The sequence below is a fragment of the Salinicola rhizosphaerae genome (assembly GCF_014652715.1).
Taxonomy (GTDB): domain Bacteria; phylum Pseudomonadota; class Gammaproteobacteria; order Pseudomonadales; family Halomonadaceae; genus Salinicola; species Salinicola rhizosphaerae.
Genome location: NZ_BMZI01000009.1, coordinates 37,598 through 63,592, shown reverse-complemented (window position 1 = coordinate 63,592; position 25,995 = coordinate 37,598). Strand labels below are relative to the sequence as shown.

General features: G+C 65.9%; 21 protein-coding genes. 7 read left to right on the top strand and 14 right to left on the bottom strand.

The genetic code is table 11. The features are described 5' to 3' along the window. Positions 1 to 154: 154 nt before the first annotated feature. Complete coding sequence (locus IE125_RS18250; RefSeq protein WP_189446125.1) at positions 155 to 2,233, top strand: OPT family oligopeptide transporter; 2,079 nt, start codon at positions 155 to 157, stop codon at positions 2,231 to 2,233. Here the strand turns inward: IE125_RS18250 and IE125_RS18245 are convergent. Then, entirely contained in the window at positions 2,230 to 3,111 is an 882-nt protein-coding gene (locus tag IE125_RS18245; protein ID WP_189446124.1) for an SMP-30/gluconolactonase/LRE family protein, read from the bottom strand. The genes IE125_RS18250 and IE125_RS18245 overlap by 4 nt on opposite strands. Positions 3,112 to 3,273: 162 nt before the next feature. Between IE125_RS18245 and IE125_RS18240 the strand changes: the two genes are divergently transcribed. Both IE125_RS18240 and IE125_RS18235 read left to right on the top strand, forming a co-directional pair. Then, positions 3,274 to 4,200 carry a sugar nucleotide-binding protein gene (locus IE125_RS18240; protein WP_189446169.1) on the top strand — a complete coding sequence of 309 codons (927 nt, stop codon included), beginning with the start codon at positions 3,274 to 3,276 and terminating at the stop codon, positions 4,198 to 4,200. Then, positions 4,197 to 4,955, top strand: coding sequence for a lysophospholipid acyltransferase family protein (locus tag IE125_RS18235; RefSeq protein WP_189446123.1), 759 nt, complete (start codon positions 4,197 to 4,199; stop codon positions 4,953 to 4,955). The genes IE125_RS18240 and IE125_RS18235 overlap by 4 nt, the downstream gene beginning before the upstream one ends. A 101-nt stretch (positions 4,956 to 5,056) precedes the next feature. Here the strand turns inward: IE125_RS18235 and fabB are convergent, their stop codons facing one another. Together fabB and fabA are read right to left on the bottom strand one after the other, a co-directional pair. Next, on the bottom strand, positions 5,057 to 6,274 hold the full coding sequence (fabB, locus tag IE125_RS18230; protein WP_189446122.1) for a beta-ketoacyl-ACP synthase I: 1,218 nt from the start codon (positions 6,272 to 6,274) through the stop codon (positions 5,057 to 5,059). Between the two features lie 13 nt (positions 6,275 to 6,287). After that, the gene (fabA, locus tag IE125_RS18225) at positions 6,288 to 6,803 is read right to left on the bottom strand and encodes a 3-hydroxyacyl-[acyl-carrier-protein] dehydratase FabA (RefSeq protein WP_189446121.1); all 516 of its coding nucleotides are present in this window, start codon (positions 6,801 to 6,803) and stop codon (positions 6,288 to 6,290) included. Between the two features lie 357 nt (positions 6,804 to 7,160). Between fabA and IE125_RS18220 the strand changes: the two genes are divergently transcribed. Further along, complete coding sequence (locus IE125_RS18220; RefSeq protein ID WP_189446120.1) at positions 7,161 to 8,996, top strand: putative bifunctional diguanylate cyclase/phosphodiesterase; 1,836 nt, start codon at positions 7,161 to 7,163, stop codon at positions 8,994 to 8,996. A gap of 30 nt (positions 8,997 to 9,026) precedes the next feature. Here the strand turns inward: IE125_RS18220 and phrB are convergent, their stop codons facing one another. Both phrB and IE125_RS18210 read right to left on the bottom strand, forming a co-directional pair. After that, entirely contained in the window at positions 9,027 to 10,442 is a 1,416-nt protein-coding gene (phrB, locus tag IE125_RS18215; protein WP_189446119.1) for a deoxyribodipyrimidine photo-lyase, read from the bottom strand. Between the two features lie 178 nt (positions 10,443 to 10,620). Further along, positions 10,621 to 11,538, bottom strand: a complete 918-nt coding sequence (locus IE125_RS18210; RefSeq protein ID WP_189446118.1) for a MerR family transcriptional regulator — start codon at positions 11,536 to 11,538, stop codon at positions 10,621 to 10,623. A gap of 695 nt (positions 11,539 to 12,233) precedes the next feature. Here IE125_RS18210 and IE125_RS18205 point away from each other — a divergent pair. Continuing rightward, the gene (locus IE125_RS18205; protein ID WP_189446117.1) at positions 12,234 to 13,139 is read left to right on the top strand and encodes a TIGR01777 family oxidoreductase; all 906 of its coding nucleotides are present in this window, start codon (positions 12,234 to 12,236) and stop codon (positions 13,137 to 13,139) included. 41 nt (positions 13,140 to 13,180) lie between these two features. Here IE125_RS18205 and rapA read toward each other — a convergent pair whose 3' ends face one another. Further along, positions 13,181 to 16,123 carry an RNA polymerase-associated protein RapA gene (gene rapA, locus IE125_RS18200; RefSeq protein ID WP_189446116.1) on the bottom strand — a complete coding sequence of 981 codons (2,943 nt, stop codon included), beginning with the start codon at positions 16,121 to 16,123 and terminating at the stop codon, positions 13,181 to 13,183. A gap of 232 nt (positions 16,124 to 16,355) precedes the next feature. Between rapA and IE125_RS18195 the strand changes: the two genes are divergently transcribed. Beyond that, positions 16,356 to 16,589, top strand: coding sequence for a hypothetical protein (locus tag IE125_RS18195; protein ID WP_189446115.1), 234 nt, complete (start codon positions 16,356 to 16,358; stop codon positions 16,587 to 16,589). 49 nt (positions 16,590 to 16,638) lie between these two features. On the opposite strand, the gene IE125_RS18190 is transcribed toward IE125_RS18195, so the two are convergent. The 3 genes from IE125_RS18190 to IE125_RS18180 form a co-directional block, all read right to left on the bottom strand. Beyond that, the gene (locus IE125_RS18190) at positions 16,639 to 17,418 is read right to left on the bottom strand and encodes a metal ABC transporter permease (RefSeq protein ID WP_189446114.1); all 780 of its coding nucleotides are present in this window, start codon (positions 17,416 to 17,418) and stop codon (positions 16,639 to 16,641) included. Positions 17,419 to 17,596: 178 nt separating this feature from the next. Continuing rightward, complete coding sequence (locus tag IE125_RS18185) at positions 17,597 to 18,409, bottom strand: molybdopterin-binding protein (RefSeq protein WP_189446113.1); 813 nt, start codon at positions 18,407 to 18,409, stop codon at positions 17,597 to 17,599. After that, a complete protein-coding gene (locus IE125_RS18180; RefSeq protein ID WP_189446112.1) occupies positions 18,399 to 19,247 on the bottom strand; it encodes a cytochrome b/b6 domain-containing protein in 849 nt (282 codons plus the stop codon). The genes IE125_RS18185 and IE125_RS18180 overlap by 11 nt, the downstream gene beginning before the upstream one ends. Before the next feature lie 201 nt (positions 19,248 to 19,448). On the opposite strand from IE125_RS18180, the gene IE125_RS18175 reads away from it, so the two are divergent. Further along, entirely contained in the window at positions 19,449 to 20,009 is a 561-nt protein-coding gene (locus IE125_RS18175) for a sterol desaturase family protein (RefSeq protein WP_229809201.1), read from the top strand. Here the strand turns inward: IE125_RS18175 and crtB are convergent. Genes crtB through fni form a run of 5 tightly spaced genes read right to left on the bottom strand, consistent with a single transcriptional unit; the run spans position 19,894 to position 25,985 of the window. Further along, complete coding sequence (gene crtB, locus IE125_RS18170) at positions 19,894 to 20,910, bottom strand: 15-cis-phytoene synthase CrtB (RefSeq protein WP_189446111.1); 1,017 nt, start codon at positions 20,908 to 20,910, stop codon at positions 19,894 to 19,896. The genes IE125_RS18175 and crtB overlap by 116 nt on opposite strands. Beyond that, positions 20,907 to 22,412, bottom strand: coding sequence for a phytoene desaturase (locus tag IE125_RS18165; RefSeq protein WP_189446110.1), 1,506 nt, complete (start codon positions 22,410 to 22,412; stop codon positions 20,907 to 20,909). The genes crtB and IE125_RS18165 overlap by 4 nt, the downstream gene beginning before the upstream one ends. Further along, the gene (gene crtY, locus IE125_RS18160; RefSeq protein ID WP_189446109.1) at positions 22,409 to 23,617 is read right to left on the bottom strand and encodes a lycopene beta-cyclase CrtY; all 1,209 of its coding nucleotides are present in this window, start codon (positions 23,615 to 23,617) and stop codon (positions 22,409 to 22,411) included. The genes IE125_RS18165 and crtY overlap by 4 nt, the downstream gene beginning before the upstream one ends. Further along, complete coding sequence (locus IE125_RS18155; RefSeq protein WP_189446108.1) at positions 23,617 to 24,921, bottom strand: glycosyltransferase; 1,305 nt, start codon at positions 24,919 to 24,921, stop codon at positions 23,617 to 23,619. Before IE125_RS18155 ends, crtY begins: the two co-directional genes overlap by 1 nt. Beyond that, complete coding sequence (gene fni / locus IE125_RS18150; RefSeq protein ID WP_189446107.1) at positions 24,918 to 25,985, bottom strand: type 2 isopentenyl-diphosphate Delta-isomerase; 1,068 nt, start codon at positions 25,983 to 25,985, stop codon at positions 24,918 to 24,920. Before fni ends, IE125_RS18155 begins: the two co-directional genes overlap by 4 nt. Between the last annotated feature and the right edge of the window lie 10 nt (positions 25,986 to 25,995).

The following is a 25,995-nucleotide window of genomic DNA, read 5'->3' as shown; positions in this document are numbered from 1 at the left end:
GGCGCGAGTGAGCGCTTACGGTGGATGCGGCGATGCCTCGACGGCGCTGGCACGAGTCTCTAGAATTGCGCCTCCGATAGCCCTCTAACGATCTTCTGCGCGGGTTCATGGTATCCGCGCCGACGATCGCCCGTTCATCCGCAGAGTTCCTTCCATGTCACGAGCCATTCCCGACGAAACGCAGCTGCCGGAACTGACGCTGCGCGGTGTCGCGCTCGGGGCGCTGATCACGCTGCTGTTCACCGCCTCCAACGTCTATCTCGGCCTCAAGGTTGGGCTGACCTTCGCTTCGGCCATTCCCGCTGCGGTCATCTCGATGGCGGTACTGCGCAAGGTGCACGGTGCCAACAAGCTCGAGAACAACATGGTGCAGACGCAGGCATCGGCGGCGGGCACGCTGTCGGCGATCATCTTCGTGCTGCCCGGCCTCTTGATGATCGGCTACTGGCAGGGCTTTCCGTTCTGGCAGACCACCGCGATCTGCGCCATTGGCGGCATTCTGGGCGTGCTCTATACCATCCCGCTGCGCAAGGTGATGGTGGTCGAAAGCGATCTCCCCTATCCCGAGGGCATTGCCGCGGCGGAGATTCTCGACCTGGGGAGCCAGTCCTCGCCGGCGGCGAGCGATCAGGCGAGCGCGCCCGAGGCGTCAGCGGCATCACCGCATCCGGGACGTGAGCCCGGGGCAAGAGACATTGCACTGGGCGCGGGGGTTGCCGCGCTGTTCTCGCTCGCCAGCGGCGGCTTTCGCGTGCTGGCGGACAGCGTCAGCATCTGGTTCTCGGCGGGGCGTGCCGCTTTCCAGCTGTCGACCGGATTCTCGCTGGCGCTGGTTGGCGCAGGCTATCTGGTCGGTATCGTCGGCGGGATGGCGATACTGATCGGAACGCTGATTGCCTGGGGCATCGCGGTCCCTTGGCTAACCAGCATCACACCACCACAAGCCGGGCAGTCGCTGGCACAGGCGGGCATGGCGCTGTGGTCGGACAAGGTCCGTTTCATCGGCGCGGGCACGATCGGTATCGCCGCGGTGTGGACGCTGGCGACGCTGTTCAAGCCGATGCTGGTCGGTATTCGCACGTCGCTCGGCGCCATGCGCGGCGGCCAGGGCGCCTTCCGTGATCAGAAGCGAACCGAGAGGGATCTGCCGGCCGGCGTCATCCTGGCGCTGACGGGCGTACTACTGGTGCTGCTGACGGTCGTTTTCGCGATCTTCCTGCACGGGGCTGCGCCGCAGCTCGCGGGCGGCGCCTTCTGGACCCTGACGCTGGGTAGCGTGATCTTCGCCGCGGTCTTCGGTTTCCTGATCGCGGCCGCCTGCGGCTACATGGCGGGCCTCGTCGGCTCGTCGAGCAGCCCGATTTCCGGTATCGGCATTGTCGGCGTGATTCTGGTGTCGCTGCTGCTGCTCGGTTTTACCGCGGTCAGCGATGCCTTCGACTTGCTCGATCCCGAGGTGGCGAGAATGTTGCCGACGGCACTGGCGCTGTTCATCACGTCGGTGATTCTGGCGGTGGCGGCGATCTCCAACGACAACCTGCAGGATCTGAAAACCGGCTATCTGGTCGGTGCGACTCCCTGGCGTCAGCAGGTCGCACTGATCATCGGCTGTCTGGTCGGGGCCCTGGTCATTCCGCCGGTGCTGTCGCTTTTGTATCACGCCTACGGTTTTGCCGGCGCGATGCCGCGAGCGGGCATGGACCCGAGCCAGGCGCTCGGCGCGCCGCAGGCTTCGCTGATGACCGCGATCGTGCAGGGGGTGTTCTCCCACGACCTCGAGTGGGTGATGATCGGCATCGGACTGGCCATCGGGGCGGCGCTGATCGGCGTTGACGAGTGGCTTCGCCGGCGCGGCGGCGAGGCCCGTCTACCGGTGCTCGCCGTCGGCATCGGCATCTATCTGCCGCCGAGCATCAACATGCCGCTGGTGATCGGCGCCGTGCTCGGCTGGTTGATCGATCGGCGTCTGGCGGCGCGTGCAAGGGCGCGAGGCGAGGCTGTCGAATCGGCGTCCGAACGACCGCGTCGCTGCGGCGTGCTGCTGGCCTCCGGGCTGATCGTCGGCGAGAGTCTGATCGGCGTCGTGCTGGCGGGAATCATCGGTCTCAGCGGCTCCCCGGCGCCGCTGGCGCTGGTCGGAGACGGCTTTGCCGGTATCGCTCAGTGGCTCGGCCTGGTGCTCTTCGTGGCGGTCTGCATAGGCTTTTATCGCCGCGTCATGCGCACGGCCTAGAGCGCGTGAGAACTGGGCAGGGCCGCCGGCACGACCGGGTTGCCGCCGATGTCCACCGCGATCTCGAACAGCGCCCCGGCGAGCGGCTCGTCCGCGCAGCCCACGGCCGCGCTGGTGACGAACAGGCGCTGCCAGTCGTCGCCGCCAAATGCGCAGGAGGTGGGACGGGAGACCGGTAGCGCGACTTCCCGGTCGAGCGTGCCGTCAGGGTGATAGCGTGCAACACGAGCGCCGTCCCAGAGCGCGATCCAGAGACCGCCTTCGCGATCGCAGGTCATGCCATCCGGATGGCCTGATCCTGGCTCGAGCTGAATGTGCGTGCGCCGACCGTGCAGCTTTCCGTCGCTATCGAGATCGAAGGCGAAGACGGTCTGGCGAGCGCTGTCGTTGTGGTAGAGTGTCGACCCGTCCGGCGATATGGCCGGCCCGTTGGTGACATGGTAGTTGCGGTCCATCTCGGTGACGCCGCGGCTGTCGAGGCGGTAGAGATAGCCTCTGGCGTGGATCTCGCGGTCGTCCATCGAGCCGAACCAGACCCGCCCTGCGGGATCGGTCTTGGCGTCATTGAGTCGGTCACCCTCCGGCAGCCAGTCGATCGGCGTGAGACGCTTGCCGACACGCGGGCCGTGCTCGCCGAGCTGGAGTTCCGCGATCCCCGAGCGCAATCCGGCAACGAAGTTGCCCGTTGTGGTCGGCAGCAGCCAGCAGCAGGACTCGTCCAGATCCCAGCTGCGCCGCGAGCCGTCATCGGGGAAGAACGCATGCAGTCGGGCGGCGTGGATGTCGACGAACAGCAGCGCGCGGTGGGCATCCGACCACAGCGGCCCCTCGCCAAGCTCGGCGCGAACCTCCCAGACGACGGTGACGTTTCCTGGCATGCACTCTCTCCCTGACAAGCTCGAGCTGACGTTGGCCGGATGGCCATCTCCTGACGCTCGCCGCAGTGTGAGTGCATTGTGCCGCAGGGGCGTCACGATGCGCCCTAGGCCAAAAGTGGTAGAGACGAACGATTCAGTGATGAAGGGGAGCGAGGTGCGGTGGTGAAATGTCTTTTGTCGCAGCCGGCGCATTGTCTGAGTCTGGCGCTGCTGGACGCCACGGCGACGCGGGGCGACATCGAGTTCCTTCCGGCGGCGTCGACGCTCGACGCGGCGGCGATCGCTGTCGTGGCGCCGGATGCGATTCTGGTGCCGCCGCTGTCGGATCCGGCGCGCTGCGAGCCGGCAGCGGTCTACGCCCACGCCGATCACGTCGAGGCACTGCTCGAGGCGAGCCGTGCGCTGGGCATTCCGCTCGTCTGGTGCGTCTCCGATACGCTGTTCGAAGAGGGCGCCGAGGGCGCCATCGACGAGCGCGTGATGCCGCGCCCGCGTGACGAAACCATGCGCCGACTGGTCGGCGTGGGCGAGCAGCTGCGCCGCCATCCACAGCACATCGTGCTGCGCCTGGGACCGCTGTTCGGTCTCGAGGGCGAGGATGCCTGGCTCGCCGACCTGATCGATTCGCTCATGCGCGGCGAGACGCTGCGTGCGCCGCAGGACCTGGTGCTCTGCCCGACTTCCGTCAAGGCGGTGGCGCGTGGCCTGATCGGCATGCTGATGCAGCTCGACAGCGGTGCGGGCGTCTGGGGCACCTATCATCTCTCGGGCACCGAGCCGGTCAGTGCCTATACCTTCGTGTCGGTCGTCCGGACGCAGCTCGCGACCCATCTCGAGGGTGTCGGCCAGCAGGTGGCGCTCGGCGCGCTGCAGGCGCTCAACCAGCATCATGACGTGCCCTTGCGTCGGGTGCTCGATTGCCGTCGCATACTCGACGTGTTCGGCATTCACCAGAAGTCCTGGCGGCTCGAACTGGGCCTGATGCTGGATGCCTGGTGCGAGCGCTATGACACCGGTGGCACTGACGACTCGCCCGACGCCGGCGACGATGACAATCCAGGCAGCAACGAGGAAGCGGCCGATACATGAAAGCCTTTCGCAGCATGATCTTCTACGCAGGTTATTTTCTGGCCATCCTCGTGTCGGGCCTGTTGATGTTGCCGGTCGGACTGGCGCTGCCGCTGCGCCAGCGCTTTCGACTCTTCAATTGCCACAACCGTTTCATCATGAAGTGGCTCTCGTTGACCTGCGGCATACGCTATCGCATCGAGGGCCGCGAGCGCGTGCCGCCCGGGCCCTGTGTCGTGCTGGCCAACCATCAGAGCGAGTGGGAGACGGTCTACCTGCAGCTGCTCAAGACGCCGATCTGTACCGTGCTCAAGAAGGAGCTGCTCGAGATTCCGCTGTTCGGCTGGGGCGTGCGGCTGCTGAAGCCGATTCCGCTGGATCGCGCCAAGCCTGCGACCGCCATGCGTCAGGTGCTGTCGCACGGCAAGCAGCGCCTGGACGAGGGCCTCTCCGTGCTCATCTTCCCGGAAGGTACGCGGGTAGCGCCGGGGCAGCGGCGGCGCTTCAACAAGAGTGGTGCGGTGATCGCCTGCCGAGCCGGCGTGCCGGTGCTGCCGGTGGCGCACAATGCCGGTGAACACTGGGGGCGCCACTGGGTCAAGCAGCCGGGTGAGATTCGTGTGAAGGTCGGCGACCCGATCGCCACCGACGGGCGCAGGCCGGAGGACGTGCTGGCCGACGTCGAGGCGTGGATCGAGCAGGCGCTCGATGAGATCTCCAGCGTACCGCGTCCGCCGCTGCCGACGCGCGAGGCACCGGCGGAGCTCCCGTCCTGACACCTGCCGGACGTACGCACTGCAGATACGAAGAAGGCGCCCCGCGGGGCGCCTTCTTCGTTGTCAGCGTCGGTGTCGTCAACGCTGAACGCTGGCCTGACTCAATCGTCGTAGCGATCCAGCACCAGGCAGGCATTGGTGCCGCCGAAACCGAAGCTGTTGGAGAGCACGCGCTTGATGTCGACATCGTCGCGACGCTCGCGAACGATATCGAAACCGCTGGCCTGTTCATCGAGATTGTCGATGTTGGCCGAGGCGCAGACGAAGCGATTCTGCATCATCAGCAGCGAGTAGATCGCCTCCTGCACGCCCGTGGCGCCGAGCGAGTGCCCCGTCAGCGATTTGGTCGAGCTCATCGCCGGCGTGTGATCGCCGAAGACCTGGCGAATCGCCTTGAGCTCGGCAACGTCGCCGACCGGCGTCGAGGTGCCGTGGGTGTTGACGTAGTCGACCTTGCCCTCGAGCCCAGACAGGGCCTGGCGCATGCAGCGTGCCGCACCTTCGCCGGAAGGGGCGACCATGTCATAGCCGTCGGAAGTGGCGCCGTAACCGGTAATCTCGGCATAGATCTTGGCGCCACGAGCCTTGGCGTGCTCGAGCTCCTCGATCACCAGCATGCCGCCGCCGCCGGCGATGATGAAACCGTCGCGGTCGACATCGTACGGACGGGAAGCCTTGTCCGGCGTCTCGTTATACCGCGTGGTCAGCGCGCCCATGGCATCGAACAGGCAAGACAGCGTCCAGTGCTCCTCCTCGCCGCCACCGGCGAAGACCATATCCTGCTTGCCCAGCTGGATCTGCTCGACGGCGGAGCCGATGCAGTGAGCCGAGGTCGCGCAGGCCGAGGAGATGGAGTAGTTGACGCCCTTGATCTTGAAAGGCGTGGCCAGACAGGCCGAGACGGTGCTGCCCATGGTACGGGTGACGCGATAGGGACCGACGCGGCGTAGGCCCTTCTCGCGCATGACGTCCGCCGCTTCGACCTGGTTGGCGCTGGATGCACCACCCGAGCCGGCGATCAGGCCGGTGCGCTCGTTGGAGATCTCGTCGGGCTCGAGTCCGGCGTCATCGATCGCCTGCTGCATGGCGATATAGGCGTACGCAGCGGCATCGCCCATGAAGCGAAGCTGCTTGCGGTCGACCAGCGTCTCGAGGTCGATATCTACGGCACCGGCGACCTGGCTACGGAAGCCAAGCTCGGCGTACTCCGGTTTGAAGCGGATGCCGGAGCGCCCCTGACGCAGAGAGTCGAGCACCTGTCGGGCGTCGTTGCCCAGGCAGGAAACGATGCCCAGGCCGGTGACTACCACTCGTTTCATGGAAGCCTCCCGCTCAGAATTTCTCAGTATTGGTGAACAGACCGACGCGCAGATCCTTGGCCTGGTAGATATCCTGCCCATCCACCGACAAGGTGCCGTCGGCAATACCCAGGATCAATCGCCGGGTGATCACACGCTTGATCTCGATATGATACGAAACCTGACCGGCACTCGGCAGGATCTGCCCGGAGAACTTGACCTCGCCGCAGCCCAGTGCGCGACCCCGGCCGGGGTTGCCCAGCCAGCCGAGGTGAAAGCCGACCAGCTGCCACATGGCGTCCAGGCCCAGGCATCCTGGCATGACCGGGTCGCCGGGAAAATGGCACTGGAAGAACCACAGGTCGGGATGGATATCCAGCTCGGCGATGATCTCGCCCTTGTGGTACTTGCCGCCATCTTCATTGATCTGCGTGATGCGGTCGAGCATCAGCATGTTGGGCGCGGGCAGCTGAGCGTTACCGGGGCCGAACAGTTCCCCCCGGCTGCATTTCAGCAGATCGTCGTGGCTGAAAGAGTGCTGTCTGGTCACTAGATCGTTCCGAGAATCGAAAAAGAGTTTGCCTCGCCATGACGAGGCGCGGCCAGTCTAATGGCTGCGCGCGACGAATGCACGCCGCGTCATCGGCTCGAGGGGCTGCCATCCAGGCTCAAGCGCGGGCGACTCTCTGCCGATAGGCCACATGACGCGCCTCTGGCGCCGTCGACGAGGTCGTCGCGAGCGCTGTACCGAGCTTGCCCTGGCAATTGTTGGCGGGGCATGATGCGAGAGGGGAGCGGGAATTCTTCATGCCGATACCACGAGTCGGCGCGGTCAGGCCCGGCGCAGGTGCGCCTCCGATCCGGACCGCGCGACGTCTTCGTGATGATAACGACGATAACGATACCTATGTGGCCCACCTTTTCGTTGAATCGACCGCTGATCTGGCTGGGTGCTGCCGCATTGGCGGTCGCCACGCTATTGCCGATTCTCGCCCTGCGTCTCGCGGCGCTGGCGATCGTCGCGCTCGGCTTGCTGGATCTCTGGCGCCAGACGCGCGCCGAGCACCAGCGGCGCATACTCAGCGAGCAGGCGCTCGAGCTTTCTCAGGATGGCGTGATGATCACCAACACCGCCAATCGCATCCTGACCGTCAACCCGGCCTTCACTCAGATCACCGGCTATACCCTCGACGAAATTCGTGGCTTCGACCCCTCTGCACTCTCTTCCGGTCGGCATGACAAGGCGTTCTACGATCGCTATTGGCAGACTTTGAAAACGACGGGGCGCTGGGAGGGCGAGGTCTGGAACCAGCGCAAGCATGGCGACCAGTATCCGGAGTGGCTGCGCGTGCAGGCCTGTCATGACGCCAAGGGTCGGGTCTCGCACTATGTCGGCATGTTTACCGATATCAGTCGCCACAAGGCGCGGGAACAGGACCTTCGACGCATCGGCTTCGAGGACCCGCTCACCGGGCTACCCAACCGCCGCCGGCTGCATGATCTACTTGCGTCGCGCCTGCGCCACCTGCGTGCCGGCGAAGGGCTCGATCTGGCGCTGATCGACATCGACGCTTTCAAGGGCATTAACGACAGTCTTGGCGTCGACAGCGGCGATCGGCTGCTGGCACGGTTCGGTCAGCGCCTGGCCGCCCAGGTTGCCGGCGGCATCGTCGGGCGCCTGGGCGGCGACGAATTCATGGTCATTCGCACCACCACGTTCGACGATCACGAAAAGTGGATCGGCAGCCTGCGCCAGCACCTCAGCGAACCGTTCGAGATCGACGGCAACTCGCTGCGGCTGGGTCTGACCATCGGCAGCTGTCGCGCGCCGGATGACGGCAGCGACGCCAACGTGCTGTTTCAACGGCTGGAGTCCGCGCTTTACAGCGCCAAGCGCCACGGTCGCAATCATGACCGTCGCTTCCGCCCGTCGCTCGAGGTCGAGAGCGATCGCCACCTGATCATCCTCAACGAGCTCCGCCAGGCGCTGGCTCAGGGGGCGCAGCTGGAGGTCTACTACCAGACGCAGCACCGTCTCGACGATGGCGAGATGATCGGCATGGAGGCGCTGCTTCGCTGGCATCATCCGGATCACGGCATGATTCTACCGACCGAGTTCATCCCGCTGGCGGAGCGCCACGGCCTGATGCCGGCGCTCGGCAGTTGGGTGATCGAACAGGTGGTCGCGCAGATTTCGGCCTGGCGCGGTCAGGGCATCAAGGTCGTGCCGGTGTGGGTCAACCTGTCCGCGCTGCAGCTGATTCAGGGGGATCTGGAATCGCGACTGATCTCGACGCTGAGCCAGTACCGCGTGCCGGCGCCCCTGCTGGGCTTGGAACTGACCGAATCGGTGCTGCTGGACGAGCGGGCCGGCGATATTTCGCCGCGCCTGGAGGCGCTGCGCCGGGAGGGGCTGCAGATCGCCATCGATGACTTCGGCACCGGCTACTCGTCGATGGCTTATCTAAAGCGTCTGCCGATCGACAAGCTCAAGCTGGATCGCGAATTCATTCGCGCCTTGCCGCATGACCATGCCGACGCCGCCATCACCTCGGCAGTGCTCGCCATGGCCCAGGGGCTGGACCTGGACGTGATTGCCGAGGGCGTGGAAACGACGGAGCAGCGGGACTTCCTGTTGGCTCGTGGCTGCCGCCATGTGCAGGGGTATCTCTATGCCCGCCCGCAGCCGGCGAGCGCCGTCGAAGAGCGTCTGCGTCAGTCCGACTCCACCGCGCTCACCTGATTCGGAGCCGGGCCGACGCCGGGTCGGCGTCTATCCCAGCGCCTTGAACGCCTCCAGCGCTCGCTCGCGCCCGACCTTGTGATCCACCACCGTCTTGGCATAGCCGGTTTCCCGTCGCTGCTCATCGCTCGGCTGGTGACGTGACTTGACGGGCAGATCGGCCAGCTCCGGCACCCAGCGGGCGATGAATTCGCCATCGGGGTCGAAGCGCTGTGACTGGGTCGTGGGATTGAAGATACGGAAGTAGGGGGCGGCATCGGTACCCGTCGACGCCGCCCACTGCCAGCCGCCGTTGTTGGAAGCGAAATCGCCGTCAACTAGGTGATTCATGAAGAACGCCTCGCCTCGTCGCCAGTCTATCAGCAGGTGCTTGCTCAGGAACATGGCGGTCACCATGCGCAGCCGATTGTGCATCCACCCGGTCGCCACCAGCTGGCGCATGGCTGCGTCGACCAGCGGATAGCCGGTCTTGCCCTCGCACCAGGCGTCGAAGTCCTTGTCGCTGCTGCGCCAGGCGAGTCTCTCGGTGTCGAGCTGGAACGGCCGGTGGACGCAGACGTGCGGGAATCCGATCAGGATATGCTGGTAGAACTCGCGCCAGATCAGCTCATTGACCCAGCTCGACAAGCCGGCATCGCCGTCGGCGAGATGGCCGCCATTGCGGCCCATCACCGCCTGACAACACTGGCGGTGGGAGATCATGCCGGTCGACAGATAGGCCGAGAGCTCGCTGGTGCCCGCAAGAGCGGGAAAGTCCCGATCGACCTTGTAGCGGGCACCACGCTCATCGAGAAAGCGCTCGAGACGATCTGCTGCGGCTTCCTGTCCGGCTGGCCACGCGTCACCCTCGACGACACTCGACCGATCCTTCTTCGGCAGGTCGGGAATCTCGTCGCTGGCGATATCGATGGATGATTGACGCTCGGGCGTTTCCCGCAGCGCCAGCCGTGGCGCATCGATGTTCTGATGCCAGGCCTTGGAGAACGGCGTGAAGACCTTGTAGTAGGCCTCCTGTCCCGTCAGCAGGGTTCCCGGTTCGAAGGCGATAGCGTCGGTGTAGTCATGGACGGCGATACCGGCTTCCTGGAAGCGGTCCGCGACGGCTTCGTCGCGCAGGCGCTCATCGAGCGGATATTCCCGATTGAAGTGCAGCGTTGCCACCCCATGATGTTGGGCAAGTTCGACCAGGGTATCCGGTGCCTTCGAGAAGTCGTCGATATCTCGGTACAGCAGCGGGATGCCGAGTTGCTCGAGCTCCGTCTTCAGCGCCATGACGCCGTCGTGGATGAATGTCAGCTTGTTGGCGCCGTGGCCATGGCTGCGCCACTGACGGCGGCAGGCGAGAAATACGGCAACCACGGGCCCTTTGCGAGCGGCGGCGCTCAACGCCGTGTTGTCGAGCGTACGCAGATCGTTGCGAAACCAGACGAGCTGGATGGGTTTCATGTCACGTCCTTGTGGTATCGGTCATCGTTGCCGCCCACCGAGCGGGGGACGGTACGGAGACGGCAATGATGGGCAGAATCGGTGTGAACGAACGCATGCCGGTGGCGCTTCCCTGCGCCACGCGTGCCTGGTGTTCGCCGGCTCGGCCGAGTCGATACTGTAACCCGAGCCGACGATGTCAGATGTCGGCGTCGATCATCGAGCGCAAGCGGCTGAGGGCTTGTCCGACCTCTTCGCCGAGCACCGCGACCCCGGTGTTTTCCAGGTCGCTGGCCCGGATACGCGCCACCGGCCCGACCAGGCAGATCGGCACATCGGCCTGATCGGCCAGTCTGGGAAGCTGACGGCGAATGACATCGCTGCGCTCGGCCTGACCGCTGGCCAGCAGCAGCGCCTTGACGCCAAGTCGCTCGATGGCCATCGGGAACTCGCTGAGCGGAAGATCGCCGTCGATCAGCTGAACGCGATAGCCGGCCGAGGACACGGCCAGGCCGGTCAGTAGCGCCCAGAATCCACTCGTGTCGTCGGGCATGCGCGTCACCAGCACTTCTGCTGCGTTGCTCAACTGGTTGGCGTGGTAGATCCGCGTGCCGATTCGCGTGCGCAGGAACGTTTCCAGTAGCCGGCGCTGCAATGTCGCCCCGAACTGGTCGCCCCAGCGCTCTTCGAGCTGCAGGATCGCTGGCTGCCACAGCTCGGCGATGCAGAGGCTGACCGGATAGAGCGCCAGGCTCTGATTGAAAAGCGACTCCAGCCGACCGAGGTCGAGTGAGTCGACAGCGTGAATCAGGTGCTGACGCTGACTTGCCCAGTCCCCCATTTGAGGTGCTGGCGTCTCGGCGGCTTCTGGCTGATCGAGCAGCTCCCGTACCTGGCTGACCGGTACGCCGCGGTTGAGCCACTGCAGAATGCGCTCGACGCGCTCGATGTCGTCGCGCGCGTAAAGTCGGTGTCCTTTCGGCGTTCGCTGAGGGCGGATCAAGCCGTAGCGACGCTCCCAGGCGCGTAGGGTGACGGAGTTGACTCCAGTGAGGCGCGAAACTTCACGAATCGGATAGAGCGGCGCGGCACTAGAATCCATTGCCTGATAAGTCATGCAAATCCTCCTGCGAGGTCTCTGCGTGCGCCGTCTCGTCGAAAGAGGTTCAAGTCGTTGCTACGTGTCTTCACCACGGAGTCATCACCACGGGCTATCAATCCACTGGGCCTTATGGCCTTCCTTTATGCTCAATTGTGCCCTGAACGTCAGTGGACGTCATCCGGGAGCCTCCGTGGGCGAAGACTTCGACGAGTCGTCACGGAATGCGATTCATCTCGATGCAAGGATGGTGGATTGAGTTGTACGAATCAAGGGTTTTGTACAATTTTGATGTAAACCTTGGCGGTTATTCACTGCCTTGCCGGACGAATTCGAGACAAGGCGATATCGGGCGAAAAGGCGGCGTTCAGTCAGGTGAGAGGCGTACCCTGGGGTCGGTTTGTCCTCGACTTGTCTCTGTCTGACTGATCTCGGCCTGAGTGATCTCGGCCAGACTGGCTCCGGCTCGGCGACGGCCGCGACTTCCGACATCGGGTTGCCGCCAGGACTGCTAGAGTCAATCTGTATAAGACCGACGCGAGGAGCGCGTCACCCGATAATGGCCCTGCAGGCGCTAGCGGCCTTCTCGGTGCCGCGGGTCAAGAGCAGCCATCGGTCTCTGGCGGAACTGACCAGTGGTCGCGCTATTCGCTATTCTGCGCGCCTGTCCTGGGCGTCTGGCATTTGAACCCACCATCGAAGGAGCGACGAACATGCGGCTGTTGATAACGGGAGGAACGGGGTTCGTGGGTCGGCGACTGGTCGAGCGCGCGCTGCAGGCGGATCACGAGGTCATGGTGATCTCGCGCGATCCCGAGCGCGCACGGCGCGTGCTTCCCGAGGCCGTCCGTGTCGCCGATGATGCGATGGATTTCGTCTCGGCGGCGCCTGAGGCGATCGTCAACCTGGCGGGCGAGCCGATTGCCGACCGGCGCTGGAGCGACTCCCAGAAGACGCGACTGGTCGAATCACGCCGCCATGCCACGCGCGACATCGTCGCGCTTTGCGAGCAGCTGGCGGCTGAAGATCGCGCGCCGCGCGTGCTGGTATCCGGCTCGGCAATGGGCTTTTACGGTGACCAGGGTGACCGCGAGGTCGGCGAGGAGACGCCGCCGCATGACGAGTTCGCCCACCGTCTCTGCCTGGCCTGGGAACAGGAGGCGCAGAAGGCTGCGGCGTTTGGTGTGCGTGTCGCGGTGCTGCGTATCGGCCTGGTGCTGGATGCCGGTGGCGGCACCCTGGCCAAATTGCTGCCCCCGTTCAGGCTTGGATTGGGCGGACGCCTCGGCGACGGACGTCAGTACATGCCCTGGATTCACCGCGAAGACCTCGTCGCCGCGATCGAGTTTCTGCTCGACGGCGATGGTCTCGAAGGCGCCTTCAATGGCTCGGCACCGGCACCGGTCACCAATGCCGAATTTACTCGGGCGTTGGGCCGCCATCTCCACCGCCCGACCAGGCTCTGCGTCCCTGCGCCGCTGCTCAAGCTCGGGTTGGGCGAGATGTCGCGCCTGCTGCTGACCGGCGCGAAGATGAAGCCCGTTCGCCTGCAGGAAGCCGGGTTCACCTTCCGCTATCCGACGCTGGACGACGCCCTGGCAGCGATCGTGTCGCACTGAGGCGGCACCCTTCGCGTCTCGCCGCCGGAATTGGCGAGCACCTAGCGCTGTTCATTGTCGACGGTCACGATGACGCGCACCGCGTCCAGGCGCAGCGTGGCACTCTCGATGGCGGTGTCGAGCGCGTGACGCTCGTCGGCGAGTGATTTCAGCTCGTCTTCCCGAATCGCATCGTTGCGCGCCGCCAGTGCCTTGAGCCGCGCCAGCTCACGGTCCAGCGTATCGCGCATTTGCTGCTGGGCGTTTTCGACCAGCGTTGGCAGCTCGCGCTCGGCTTCGCGCTCGCCCTGCCTCAGCAGCGCCCGCAGCTGGTCGTGGCGTGATTTGAGAAGCTCCCGGGCGACGCCTTTCTTCACCCGCTGCAGATTGCGGGACAGGCCACTGAAGGTGACCTTGTCAGAGAGGTTGGTACCGCTCTCGTCGAGCAGTACCCGAATGCCCGTGTCCGGTAGAAACCGACCCAGCTGCAGCGACTTCGGCGCCGGACAATGCGTGCGGAACACCAGCTCGACCATGAGCCGTCCGCCGGGAATGCTCGGGTGGCGAAGCAGTGCCAGCGCCGTGTTACCGAGACTCGACTCCAGAACGCGTTCGAGCAAGGCGCTGACCAGCGGGTGCTCCCACGACAGTCGCTGAATGTCGTCGCGAGCCAGTGCCCGAGCGCGCGAGTAGGTGGCCGTGAATCCGTCATCGCCCTGCGCGAGCCCCGGCAGGCTATCGAGCATGTGCGAGCCAGGTGCCAGGTGCATCAGACCATTGCCGAGATCGCGACTGTCAACGCCGAAGATGTCCAGCGCCTGGTCGACGTAGCGCGGAAGCGCCTTGTCGTTGTCTTGCTCGACCACTGCGCTGATGACGGCATCGGCGCGCTCGGGGCGGCAGGCATTCCACTCCAGCAGGCGATTGCGTCCGGCCTCGCGCTCGGCGAGTCGGGCGTCGTTGAACGTGCGCGTCTCCTCGATCAGGGCATCGAGACTGCTGTCGTCGTCGAGCGCCTCCAGCAAGGCATCGCCGAGCGCCTCGAGAACGTCACCACCGGCGGCATGCGGGGCGGAAAAGGCGTCCAGACCGTCGCGATACCAGCGCAGCAGAACGCCGGCGGGACTGGGCGACAGCATCGGCACGTGAATATCGATCGGGTGCAGCTGGCCGATGCGGTCGAGACGACCGATGCGCTGCTCGAGCAGGTCGGGGTGCCACGGCAGGTCGAACATCACCAGATGATGACAGAACTGGAAGTTGCGCCCCTCCGAACCGATTTCCGAGCAGATCAGCACCTGGCAGCCATCTTCGTCCTCGGCGAAGGCGGCGGCAGCGCGGTCGCGTTCGACCAGACTCAGCGCCTCGTGGAACACCGGCGCCGCGATACCGGCGCGAACACGCAGTGCCTCGGCCAGCTCGACGGCGGTCTGGCGTCGGTGGACGATGACCAGCGTCTTGTGTGCGGCAGCGGCCGTCTCGAGCCGCTCGATCAGCCAGTCGACGCGAGAGTCGAAGCGCCACCAGGCGTCGCCCGCACCGTCATGCCTGGCATCATCCAGGGCGCGATAGGCGGCCTCGGGATAGAGTCTTGCCTCGCGCGGGCCGAGGTCGGCGGCGGAGAGCTGGGCGGCCATATGGTCGTTGCCGTCGCGCAGTTCGTCGAACTGATCGCGGTAGGCGTCCGGCAGCGGCAGCTCGCTGACGTGAAGATGGCGCTCGGGAAAGCCGCCGACGTGGCGTCGGCTGTTGCGAAACATCACGCGGCCGGTACCGTGGCGATCCAGCAGCTGCTCCCGCAGCTGACGGCGCGCGCTGTCGCGCTGCGCCTCATCGCTTTCGGGATCGAGCAGCGTCGCGGCGAGCGCCTCGCCGTCGGCATCGTCGATCACGGCGCCGAGACGGTCCCTGTCGGCCGCATCACCCGGCAGCCGCGCCAGCGCTTCGATGGCCTCGGCGACGGCCGCGTACCCGTTCTCCTCGGCGCGAAACCGATCCAGATCGTGATAGCGATCCGGATCGAGCAGTCGCAGTCGCGCAAAGTGGCTCTCCAGGCCCATCTGCTCGGGCGTGGCGGTCAGCAGCAGCAGGCCGGCGATGCGCTGCGACAGGCGTTCGATACAGGCATAGCCGGGCCCCGTCGTCTGCGGCGACCAGTCCAGGTGATGCGCTTCGTCGACGATCAGCAGGTCCCATTCACACGCTTCGGCCTGGCGCTGGCGGTGGGGGTTGGCGAACAGCCACTGCTGGCTGGCGAGGATGCACTGGCCGCTGTCGAACGGATTGTCGTCCCCGAATGCCTCGCTCTGCGCTTCGTCGAGCAGGGTGACGGAGAGCGAGAAACGGCGCAGCAGCTCGATCAGCCATTGATGTGTCAGGCTGGCGGGTACGAGTATCAGCGCGCGGCTGGCGCGCCCGGTCAGCAGCAGCCGGTGCAGAATCAGCCCCGCCTCGATGGTCTTGCCGAGGCCGACCTCGTCGGCGAGCAGCACCCGCGGGGACTGGCGGCGCGAGACTTCATCCGCGATATAGAGCTGATGCGCAATCAGATCGATGCGGGGCCCGGCGAGACCGAGCGCGGGGCTACGGGCCAGGCGCTGGTGATGATGCAGCGAGCGGTAGCGCAGCTCGAACCAGTCGTTGCGGTCGACCTGTCCGGTCAGCAGCCGATCCTGCGCCTGGTGGAAGCGCATGCTGTCGGAAAGCTTGGCTTCGCCGATCGTCAGCGGCTCGCCGTCGGTATCCTGGCCGTGATAGATCACGCAGCCATCCTGCTCTTCGACGCGCTCGACCGACAGCTGATAGCCGTCGGCGGTGTCGATGCGATCGCCGGGACCGAAGACCACGCGAGTCAGAGGCGCCTGGCGGACGCTGTAGGTACGCGTTTCCTGGCTGGCGGTGAACAGCACCGTGACGCTGCGGGCGTCGACGGTCAGAATGGTGCCGAGCCCCAGCTCGGTCTCGCCGTCGCTGATCCAACGCTGGCCGGGAAAGAAGTCGCTCATGATGCCTCGGTCGTGATTTACGCTGCGATATCGGGTTCAATCGGCGACGCATTCTAGCAGCCCGCCGAGCGGAAGGCAGTGCCGGGGTGACGGATTGGCAAGCTCGGCCAGCCGTCGCCTCGTGGCTTTTGCGAGCAGACCGCAGAGCGCACGGCAGGAAGGTTGAAAGGCAAGCAGGTTGAAAGGCAGGAAAGTTGAAAAGCAGCCAAGACCAGACAGAGGAGGGCAGGCGATGAGCGCGGCGAATCGGTCGGGAAGTTCGGACAACCTGCGTCGCGTGGCCATTGCCAGCCAGGCCATCGGATTCGTGCTGATCATCGCGCTGGAGACCTGGCTTGGCGATGCGGCGAGGCCGTGGCAGGGCGTCACGCTGGCCGGCATGCTCGTGACAGCCGCCTGGCTGGCGCTGGTCAGGCGCTATCGACGTAATCGCCGCCGGCGGCTTCAAGAAAGCGACGAGGCGTGAGAGCCTCGTCGCGACGCGTCGATGCCGCCCGGAGCCAGGCAGGCGTTGGTTACATCGGCGGAACGGTACCGTCCAGGCCGACGATGACTGCCTTGGCGGGAATCGGATCCTGGGACAGGTCACCGGCCACGAACACGGCGGCACCTTCCTCGAGATCATCCATGGACGCCTTGCCGACCATGACGGTCGGTGTATCGCTCGGCACGCGGATCTGCTTGCTGCCGTCGCCATAGTCGACCGTCAGCGTCATCATGCCGCTCTCGTCGGCGGCGCTGTTCACGGTGCCGTTGGTCATGGTGGAGCTGCTGGCGCTGCCGCCCATCTTGCCGCCGCTTTCGCTCATGCCGCCGGTGCTCTCGACGGTGCCGTTGGTCATGGTGGAGCTGCTGGCGCTACCGCCCATCTTGCCGCTCTTGGCCATGTCGTCACCGCTTTGCTTGCCGGCGCCGCGCGGCATGTCCCAGGGATAATCGCCCTCGCCGGTACCCTTCATCGATTCCGGGAAGATGACCATCTCCAGCGCCTCGGCGGGTTCGCCGTTTTCACCCGGCATGTTGGCGGTGCCAATGAAGGTTCCCTCTTCGATGCGGTCGAGACTGCTCTGGGAGACGCCAGCCAGGCGTGTGTCCTGCCCGATGGTGACCTGGTGGGTCATCCCGTCGGTGGACTCGACGCTGAAGCTCGAATCACTGACCGACGTGATCGTGCCACGCAAATGTTTCGGCGTGGCGCTGTCGTCTGCCTGCGCGGCACCCGCGGCGAGACAGCCGATGATGATTCCGAAGGCGCCTAGGCGCAGTTGACGAGTCAGGGGGTGCACGATGCTCATGAGACCTTCCTTGTAACGCGTGAATGGGCTCTCGGGGTCGCCTCGAATGGCTGACGAGGCGGGCAAAGTTTTCTGAGAGCGCCGCTGTCTCAGTGCAGCCGATTGGCGGGGAATGTCAAGGTGAGTGACGGGGGAGCGCCTGCGACCTTGGGCCGAGTCGCTGGCGTGCCACGCCCGTTCAGATGCCGGCGTACCAGGTATAGCCGCGATCCTCCCAGTAGCCGCCCTTGCCCCCGGCGATGTCGTCGAAGTGCGTCACCAGGGTGATGCCGGAGAGATACTTCGCCATCTTGTAGCCGAGCTGTCGCTCCGCGCGCAGGCGTAGCGGTGCCCCGTTGGCGGTGGGCAGCGGGGCGCCGTTGAGCGAGTAGGCGAGAATCGTCTGGGGGTGGCGCGCTTCTTCCAGATCGAGGCTCTCGTAATAGAAATCCTCGCCGCCGAGCTGGTCCATGCAGTGAAACACCACATAGCGCGCCGCTGACTGCACCCCGGCACGATCGAGCAGGTCAGCCAGGACCGGGCCGGTCCACTGGCCGATGGCGCTCCAGCCCTCGACGCAGTCGTGCCGCGTGATCTGAGTCCGTGCCGGGAGGGCGCGAAGCTCGGACAGCGACAAGGACTGTGGCCGGTCGACCAGGCCATCGATCGTCAGTCGCCAGTCGGCGAAGGCATTGGCGGCCAGCTCTCGATAGCGGGCGGCCTGGGGGTTGGTCGAGCCGTTGGGCCGAAACGTCTTGTCGATCATCGAGGCCGGATACTCCGGCGCCAGGCCGCGAGCCCCGGCCAGAAAGCGCTGCACGCGCAGATTGAGGCGCTCGGCGAGGTCGAGCGTCTCGGCCACCTTCGGGCTTTCGGAGAGCCGGTCGCAGCCACCAAGGCCGAGTGCGGTGGCGCCGATCAGCGTGCCCTGCAGAAAGCGCCGCCGGCTGGCGTGGCGATTCCTTCGCTGGCGGTCTGTCCGGCGCGAGGCAGATTTGTCGTTACGCGGCATGGTCATCACTCCCGGTATCGCCATCGCGTGGTTGTCGCCCGCCGGTGATCATGTCGCGTACCTGTCGCCAGGGGCCGCTCAGCAGCACCATGGCGAAGTGGACGAGGAAAAACACGACCAGTGCCGTGGCGAAGATAAAATGCAGCGAGCGGGCGCTCTGGCGCCCTCCCAGCAGATCGAGAAGCCAGGGTGCGGCCGCGTTGAAGGTCGGTGACATGCACAGGCCCGTGATGACCATCATGGGCAGCGCGACGAGCAGGACGCCGAGATAGCTCAGCTTCTGCAGGCCATTGTAGCCACCGCGTGCTGGGTGAAAGCGAAAGCGCAGATGATTCAGCACGTCTCGGCCGAGCCCGCGCCACTGCCTGCCGGAGAGCCACAGATCGCGTCGCAGGTGGCCGCTGAACAGGGCATAGATGACGAACAGCGCGCCGGCACCGGCGAAGAGCCAGGCGAAGAAGAGATGCCACAACCGGCCCATGGTCAGGTACTGATAACTTGGCAGCGTGATCCAGCCGGGAAAGCCGCGCACCTGCTCCTGGCCCGCCACGCCCGAATAGCCGAGAACGCCGGTGGTGTCGAAGGTCCATGGCCCCAATGCGGTCTGACCGTGAATGCTGCCATCGCCGTCGCGGATGGCGTACATCTCGAGCCACGGATCGTTGAAATCGGAAGCGCTGCCCCAGTAAAGCGCGGGGTGGGCGTTGAAGATCTGCAGGCCGCTCATCAGCATGACGACCAGAAACCAGAGATTGAACCAGTGCCAGAGCCGAACCGGCAGGCGGTGGCGGCGTTGGCGGGCGCCGGGCGACGGTGACGCCTGAGGGGCATTCGGCATGGGGCTGTCCTTTGACGAGAGGGACCTTTGACGAGAGGGGCGCGTGCCGCAAGCGGATCGGCAGGAGGAACCTACGCGATCTCGCGGCGCGTGGATGCGGGCCCGTATCGTGATCTCCGACGAGGCTCAGGGAGGCATGGCAACGCCCGCCATTTGCATTAAGCTGGCTGGGAGACGACTCACGAATCCCAGGATACTCCCTTGCTGCTGAATACGTTGCTGCCCAATACGCTGATCGTGCTCCTGACCGTGGTCGGCATGGAGCTGTTTGCCGCGTTCGCACATCGCTACATCATGCACGGATTCGGCTGGGGCTGGCATCGCTCTCACCACGAGCCGCGTCAGCACTGGTTCGAACTCAATGATCTCTATGCGGTGGTGTTCGCCGCCATTGCCATCGTGCTGATTGCGCTGGGCACTGCGGGCGCCTGGCCGCTGCAGTGGGTGGGCGCCGGAATGACCGCTTACGGCGCACTCTACTTCATCGTGCACGACGGTCTGGTCCACAAGCGCTGGCCCTTTCGCTACATCCCGCGTCGTGGCTATCTCAACCGCCTCTACACCGCTCATCGCATTCACCATGCGATCAAGGGGCGCGAGCACGGACTCTCGTTCGGATTTCTGTACGCGCCGCCGGTCGCGCGGCTCAAGTCGGAGCTGCGCGACCATCAGGCCTCGCTTCGCGAGGACGCTGCCAGAGATCGTCACGCCGCGGCGTCGGGCGACGACGGCGAGAACGCAACGCCGCCCCCGCGCCGCTGACGAGCAGCGCCAGTTTTTCGCCCTTGCTGGTGCCTTGGCGCTGATCCCACGCGTGGTTGCCGGCCTTGACCACCTTGACGCCGATCTCGCGATAGACGCCGTGTGCCGTGGCAATGGCCCAGGCCGAGCGCAGCGGCAGGGCCGTCAACCCCTCACGTGCGGATGCATAGTAGGGTTCAGCGGTCGTGACCAGTCGCCGGGCAACGCCCGCCAGCGCCGGGCGATAGCCGGGATCGGCCAGCGTGCGAGGGTCGCGCCCCTTCATCTCGATCCCGGCTTCCTCGAGCCAGCACTCAGGCAGATAGCAGCGGCCGAGCCTGGCATCGTCGACGATGTCACGGGCGATGTTGGTAAGCTGAAACGCCAGGCCCAGGTCGCAGGCGCGATCCAGCGCCGCTTCATCGCGCACGCCCATGACCCGTGCCATCATCAGGCCAACGACGCCGGCGACGTGATAGCAGTAGCGCAGGGTGTCCTCGAGCGTCGTGTAGCGCGCCTCGCGCACATCCATGGCATAGCCTTCCAGATGATCGAACGCCTGCGACGGTGGAATGGCGTGCTCGAGCGCGACCGCCTGAAACGCGGCGAAGGCAGGCTCATGCATCGGCTCATTGGCGTAAGCGCGCCGGGTGGATGCCTTGAGCGTCTCCAGGCGGCTCAGCGCTTCTTCGCTGGAACCGGTGGGCGTGGCGCTGCCGGCCGCCCCTTCCGGACTCGAAAATCCCAACGCCTGATCGTCGATCACGTCGTCGCAGTGGCGGCACCAGGCGTAGAGCATCAGCGCGCTGCGGCGTGTCTCGGCATCGAACAGTCTGGCGGCAGTGGCGAAGCTCCTGGAGCCGACGGCGATGGTCTGCTCGGCGTGATCGCGCAGCGCGTTATCGGTAGCCGGTGCGGTCACGACGCCTCCCGCCGTGCGTCGTCGTCGATCATCAACCCCGCCGTCGCCTTGGCCGAGCCGATCACCCCGGGAATGCCGGCGCCCGGGTGCGTGCCCGCGCCAACCAGATAGAGATTGGAGAGGCGGCTATCGCGGTTGTGCGGACGGAACCACGCGCTCTGCGTGAGAATCGGTTCGATCGAGAAGGCCGAACCGAGGTGCGCATCGAGGGTGTCGCGAAAATCGAACGGCGTGAAGATGCGATGCGTGACCAGCTGTTCACGCAGCCCGGGCATCACGTTGGCTTCGAGATAGTCGAAGATGCGCTCGCGCAGGCGCGGTCCCTCGACGTCCCAATCGAGATCGGCGGTGCCCAGGTGCGGCACCGGCGCGAGGACGTAATAGGCGCCACAGCCGGGCGGGGCGAGCGAGGGGTCGGTCACGCACGGTGCGTGGAGGTAGAGCGAGAAGTCTTCGGAGAGCGTATCGCGGTGGAAGATATCGTGGATCAGGCCGCGATAGCGGGGGCCGAAGCAGACGGTGTGGTGAGCCATGTCGTCGTGACGGTTGCCATCGCTGTGGTCCAGTCCGAAGTAGAGCACGAACAGCGAATTGCTCATGCGCTTGCGCTTCAGCTTCGCGCCCTCCGCTTGACCCTGCGGATGCTCGCCGAGCAGCTTGGCGTAGGTATTGGTGACATCGGCATTGGAGGCCACTGCCGCCGCCTCGAAGTGGCGGCCATCCTCGAGGGTCACGCCGGTGACACGGTCGCCGTCGGTTTCCAGGCGCTCGACGCGGGCATTCAACTCGAACTCGCCGCCAAGCTCTTCGAAAAGCTTGACCATGCCCTGAACCAGCGCACCGGTGCCGCCACGCGGGAACCACACCCCCCACTCTCGTTCCAGCGCATGAATCAGCGTATAGATCGAGGAGGTCGAGAACGGATTGCCGCCGACCAGCAGCGAATGGAACGAGAATGCCTGACGTAGATGCTCGTCGCGGATGAAGGTCGATACCATGCCGTAGACGCTGCGCCACGCCTGCAGTCGAGTCAGGGCGGGCGCGGCCTTGAGCATGTCGCGAAAGGAGAGAAACGGCTGGCTGCCGAGCTTGAGATAGCCCTCCTGAAACACCTCGCGGGAGTAGTGCAGGAAACGCCGGTAGCCGTCGACGTCGTCGGCGTTGAAGCGGCGAATCTGTGCCTCGAGCGCGGCCTGGTCGTTGGCGTAATCGAAAATCTGGCCGGACTCCCAGCGCAGGCGATAGAACGGCGTCACTGGCAGCAGCTCGACATAGTCAGCGAGCCGGCGCCCGGCAGTCTCGAACAGCGCTTCGAGCGCCGAAGGATCGGTAATGACGGTGGGGCCGGCGTCGAAGGTGAAGCCCTGATCCTCATAGACGTAGGCTCGCCCTCCGGGCTTGTCGCGGGCTTCCAGCAACAGCGTCGGAATCCCCGCTGCCTGCAGGCGAATGGCCAGCGCCAGGCCGCCGAAACCGGCGCCGATCACGATCGTTTTTTTCATGGAAGTGCCTTGAGTCGAGACGTCCGTTGCATGATGGCGTTCATGGCTTGCCCCACCGGCACCGGCGGTTTGCCGCTGAGAATGCGAAGCTTGTCTTTGATCGTCGAGCGCCCGGCGTAGAAGCGCTCGATCAGCGCGGCGTCGAGCCGGTAGAAACGCTGCATGACCTGCCAGCGCGCGTCCGGCTTGCCGGCGAGAAACAGCATGCGATCGAGCATGCGATAGAAGCGCTGCGCGCGCCAACGCTCGGCCGCGAAGGCGCGAATCTCGTCGAACAGCTGGCTGGCCTCGAACGAGGAAAGCCCCGAAAGATGCTCGGCCAACGCTGCCGCCTGGGGGAGCGAGTAGCCTGTCGTGGGGTGGAAGAGCCCGGCGCGCAGTCCGCTTGTCGGCTGGCCGTCGAGCCGCTGCCAGAAGCGCGTGAAGTCCCCGGCGAGCGTGATCGGCAGCGCGCCGCGCTCCTCGCGCTCGAGCGTGTCGAGCTGCCATCCGCGCGCTGCGGCGTAGTCGGTGATATTCGCGCGAGCACGCACGACCTCGAGCGCGGGGCCGTCGACGTAGTGCGTATCCTCGATCAGCAGGCGATCCGGCGAGAGTGGCAGCGTATAGACAAAGCGGTAGCCGCCCTGTTGATCGACGGTCGCATCCATGAGTATCGGTCTGACCAGCCCGTGCGGTCGCGAAAGCCGCCACGCCTGACCGACGAAGGCCTGAAAGCCGGTCCAGAGATGCGGATTGGCGGCTTCCGGCGCGAGCGGCCCCCGACCGTCGATCACGCCGCGCGCCGTCAGCCTCTCGCCGCTGGCGAGGCGGACCGCGGTCGGTGACAGCGACTCGACCTCGCAGCTCGTCACCAGCCGCTCGCCAAGCGTCGTCGCCATCACGGCGGCAAAGCGTTCCGAAGTGATGCTCAGATAGTCGCCGTCGAGGCGCCGCTCGAGCGCCGGAAAGCGCACGTCATAGCCTGACCAGCGGCTGGTGACGAACGGAGCGAGCCAGGCGTGCTGGGCCGCGGACAGATCTCCTTGGTGGAACGACCAGGTGTGGTTGCCGCCGGCTCGTGGTCCTGCCTCGAGCACCAGCACGTCCAGTTCAGGCCGTGTCTCGCGCAAATGACAGGCGATCAGGCCATTGGCCAGTCCGCCGCCGACCAGAATGAGGTCCCAGCCACCGGGCGGCACTGCGGGTATCGCATGCGGTTGCATCAAGAGACCACCGCCGGCTGGGGCTGCGCCGCTTGGCCCGTCGCACGAGCGTCGCCGGCGGTTCTCGTCACCAGGGCAGCTTCGACGAGCCGCGCGGCGCGCTCGACGCCACCGGCGCTGATCAGGCCCTCGCGGGAAGCCGCGAGTCGCTGGCGGTAATCGTCACTCGCCAGCAGGCGCGATAGGCCCTCGGCGATCTGGCCGGCGGAGGCGAAGCGCGATGCGCGCTCGCCCAGGCCGTGCCAGGCGACCCGGGCGGCAACGCCGGGTTGATCGAAGGCGAGTGGAATGACCAGCATCGGGGTTTCCGCGGTGATGGCGTCGAGCACCGTGTTGAGGCCGCCATGGGTCACCACGGCATCGGCTTGCGCAAGTGCGGCATGCTGATCGGCAAAATCGGTGACGAAGGTGGCACCACGGCTCTGGAGCCGGCGCGCCTGATGCGCGGTGAGGCCGCCGCAGTGGGCCACGAGCAGTCGCGCGCCGATCCGTCGACAAGCGCGAGCGACCTTCTCGAACAGGCCGAACCGGTGTCCCTGCAGGGTGCCGAACGACGCGAAGACGAACGGGCGGTCAGCGTCGATCGTCCAGCGCCCGCCCCGAGCGGACGTCGGCGAGCGCAGCGGGCCGACGGCGTGGAAATGGGCGGGTAGCGCCTGCCGCGGAAAGTCAAGTGTCGCGGGCGTCTGGCTGATCTGCCCCAGAGGCGACAGGCAGTGATGCAAAGCCTCGCGCCTTCCCAGGCCGAAACGGGCGGCATGGGTGGCGATCACGCGAGCGTGCGGACGCATCAACCAGTCGTAGATTCGCTCGCTCGCGGCGTACTGCTGTCTCGCGCGCGCGTCGGTGGCGTAGCTGAAGGGCATCACCGGCAGCGGGAGGCCGGCCTCCCGATCGACCGGCAGCGCACAGGCGACCGACACGAAGGGCAAACCGACTCCTTCGGCAACCAGACCGCCGGCGGCCTCCATCTGGTCCGCGATGACAGCGTCGACGCCAAGTCGATCGAGCAGCGGCGGCAGGGCGGAGGCGAGCTCATCGGTACTGGCGGCCATGTCGACGATGACACGACGAATCGACAGTGCGCTGGCCCGCATCGCAAACGCGCGATGCCCCGACCGAAAGGCGGCGGTCGGCGTATCGATCGCCGTGAAGTTGATTCGCGCGTCACGAATCAGCGGGCGGGCCGCGGCGCGATGCACGAAGGTCACGCGGTGACCGCGGCCGATCAGCGTGACCGCCAGCGCTTCGAGCGCCTGGAAATGACTGTAGAGCGGCGGTGCAACGACGGCGAAATGGCTCAACGCACGCTCTCCGACGGATGCAGCCTGGCGCGTTTCAGCGCGGCGATATCCGGGCTGCCGGTGCAGAAGCAGGCAATACGCAGCTGCTCGATGAGAACTCGAAAATGCGCCACCACGGCATCGCTCGACTCACTCGCGCCGGCCAGCGTTGCCGCAGCCTGTCCGACCAGGCAAGCGCCGAGCCGCAGTGCCTTGGCGACCTCGATCCCATCGCGGATACCACCGGAGGCGATCAGTGGCAGTGCCGGCACCCGGGCATGAATCGCCTGCAGCGCCTCGGCTGTTGGAATGCCCCAGTCGGCGAAGGCCATCGCGACGGCGCGAGCGTGAGCGTCGCCGGCGCGCTCCCCCTCGACCGCAGCCCAGCTCGTGCCGCCGGCGCCTGCGACATCCACCATGGCCACGCCGGCCTCGGCCAGGCGTGCGGCGACGTCGGCCGAGATACCGGCGCCGACTTCCTTGATGACCACGGGGGCGTCCAGCGCGGAGGCCAGGCGAGCGATGGACTCCAGTACCCGGCGCCAGTCGCGGTCGCCGCCTGGCTGCACGGCTTCCTGCAGCGGGTTGAGATGCACGATCAGCGCGTCGGCGTCGATCATCTCGACCGCGCGGCGAGCGTAATCGAGTCCCTCGCGGCCGCGGATCTGAGCAGCGCCCAGGTTGGCGAGTAGCGGCACGTCCGGCGCGATATCACGCAGCGAGCGATCCAGTCCCAGGTCGGCGGCGCCCTCGATGGCGACGCGCTGAGAGCCGACGCCCATGGCCAGGCCCAGGGTCTGCGCCGCTTCCGCGAGATGGCGATTGATCGAGACGGCGCGGGCGGCGCCGCCGGTCATCGAGCTGATCAGCAGGGGAGCCTGCAACCGTCGTCCGAACAGCGACGCGGACAGATCGATACCATCGAGGTCGAGCTCCGGAAGCGCGCAGTGCTCGAAGCGCCAGCGATCGAATCCGGTGCGCGCCCGGGAAACGGCCCGGGTCGCATCCAGCACGATGTCGAGATGGTCGTTCTTGCGTCTGACCAGCTCCGCTGGCGCCTCGACGGCGGGTGGGGAAGGGCGCATCGTCATCTCT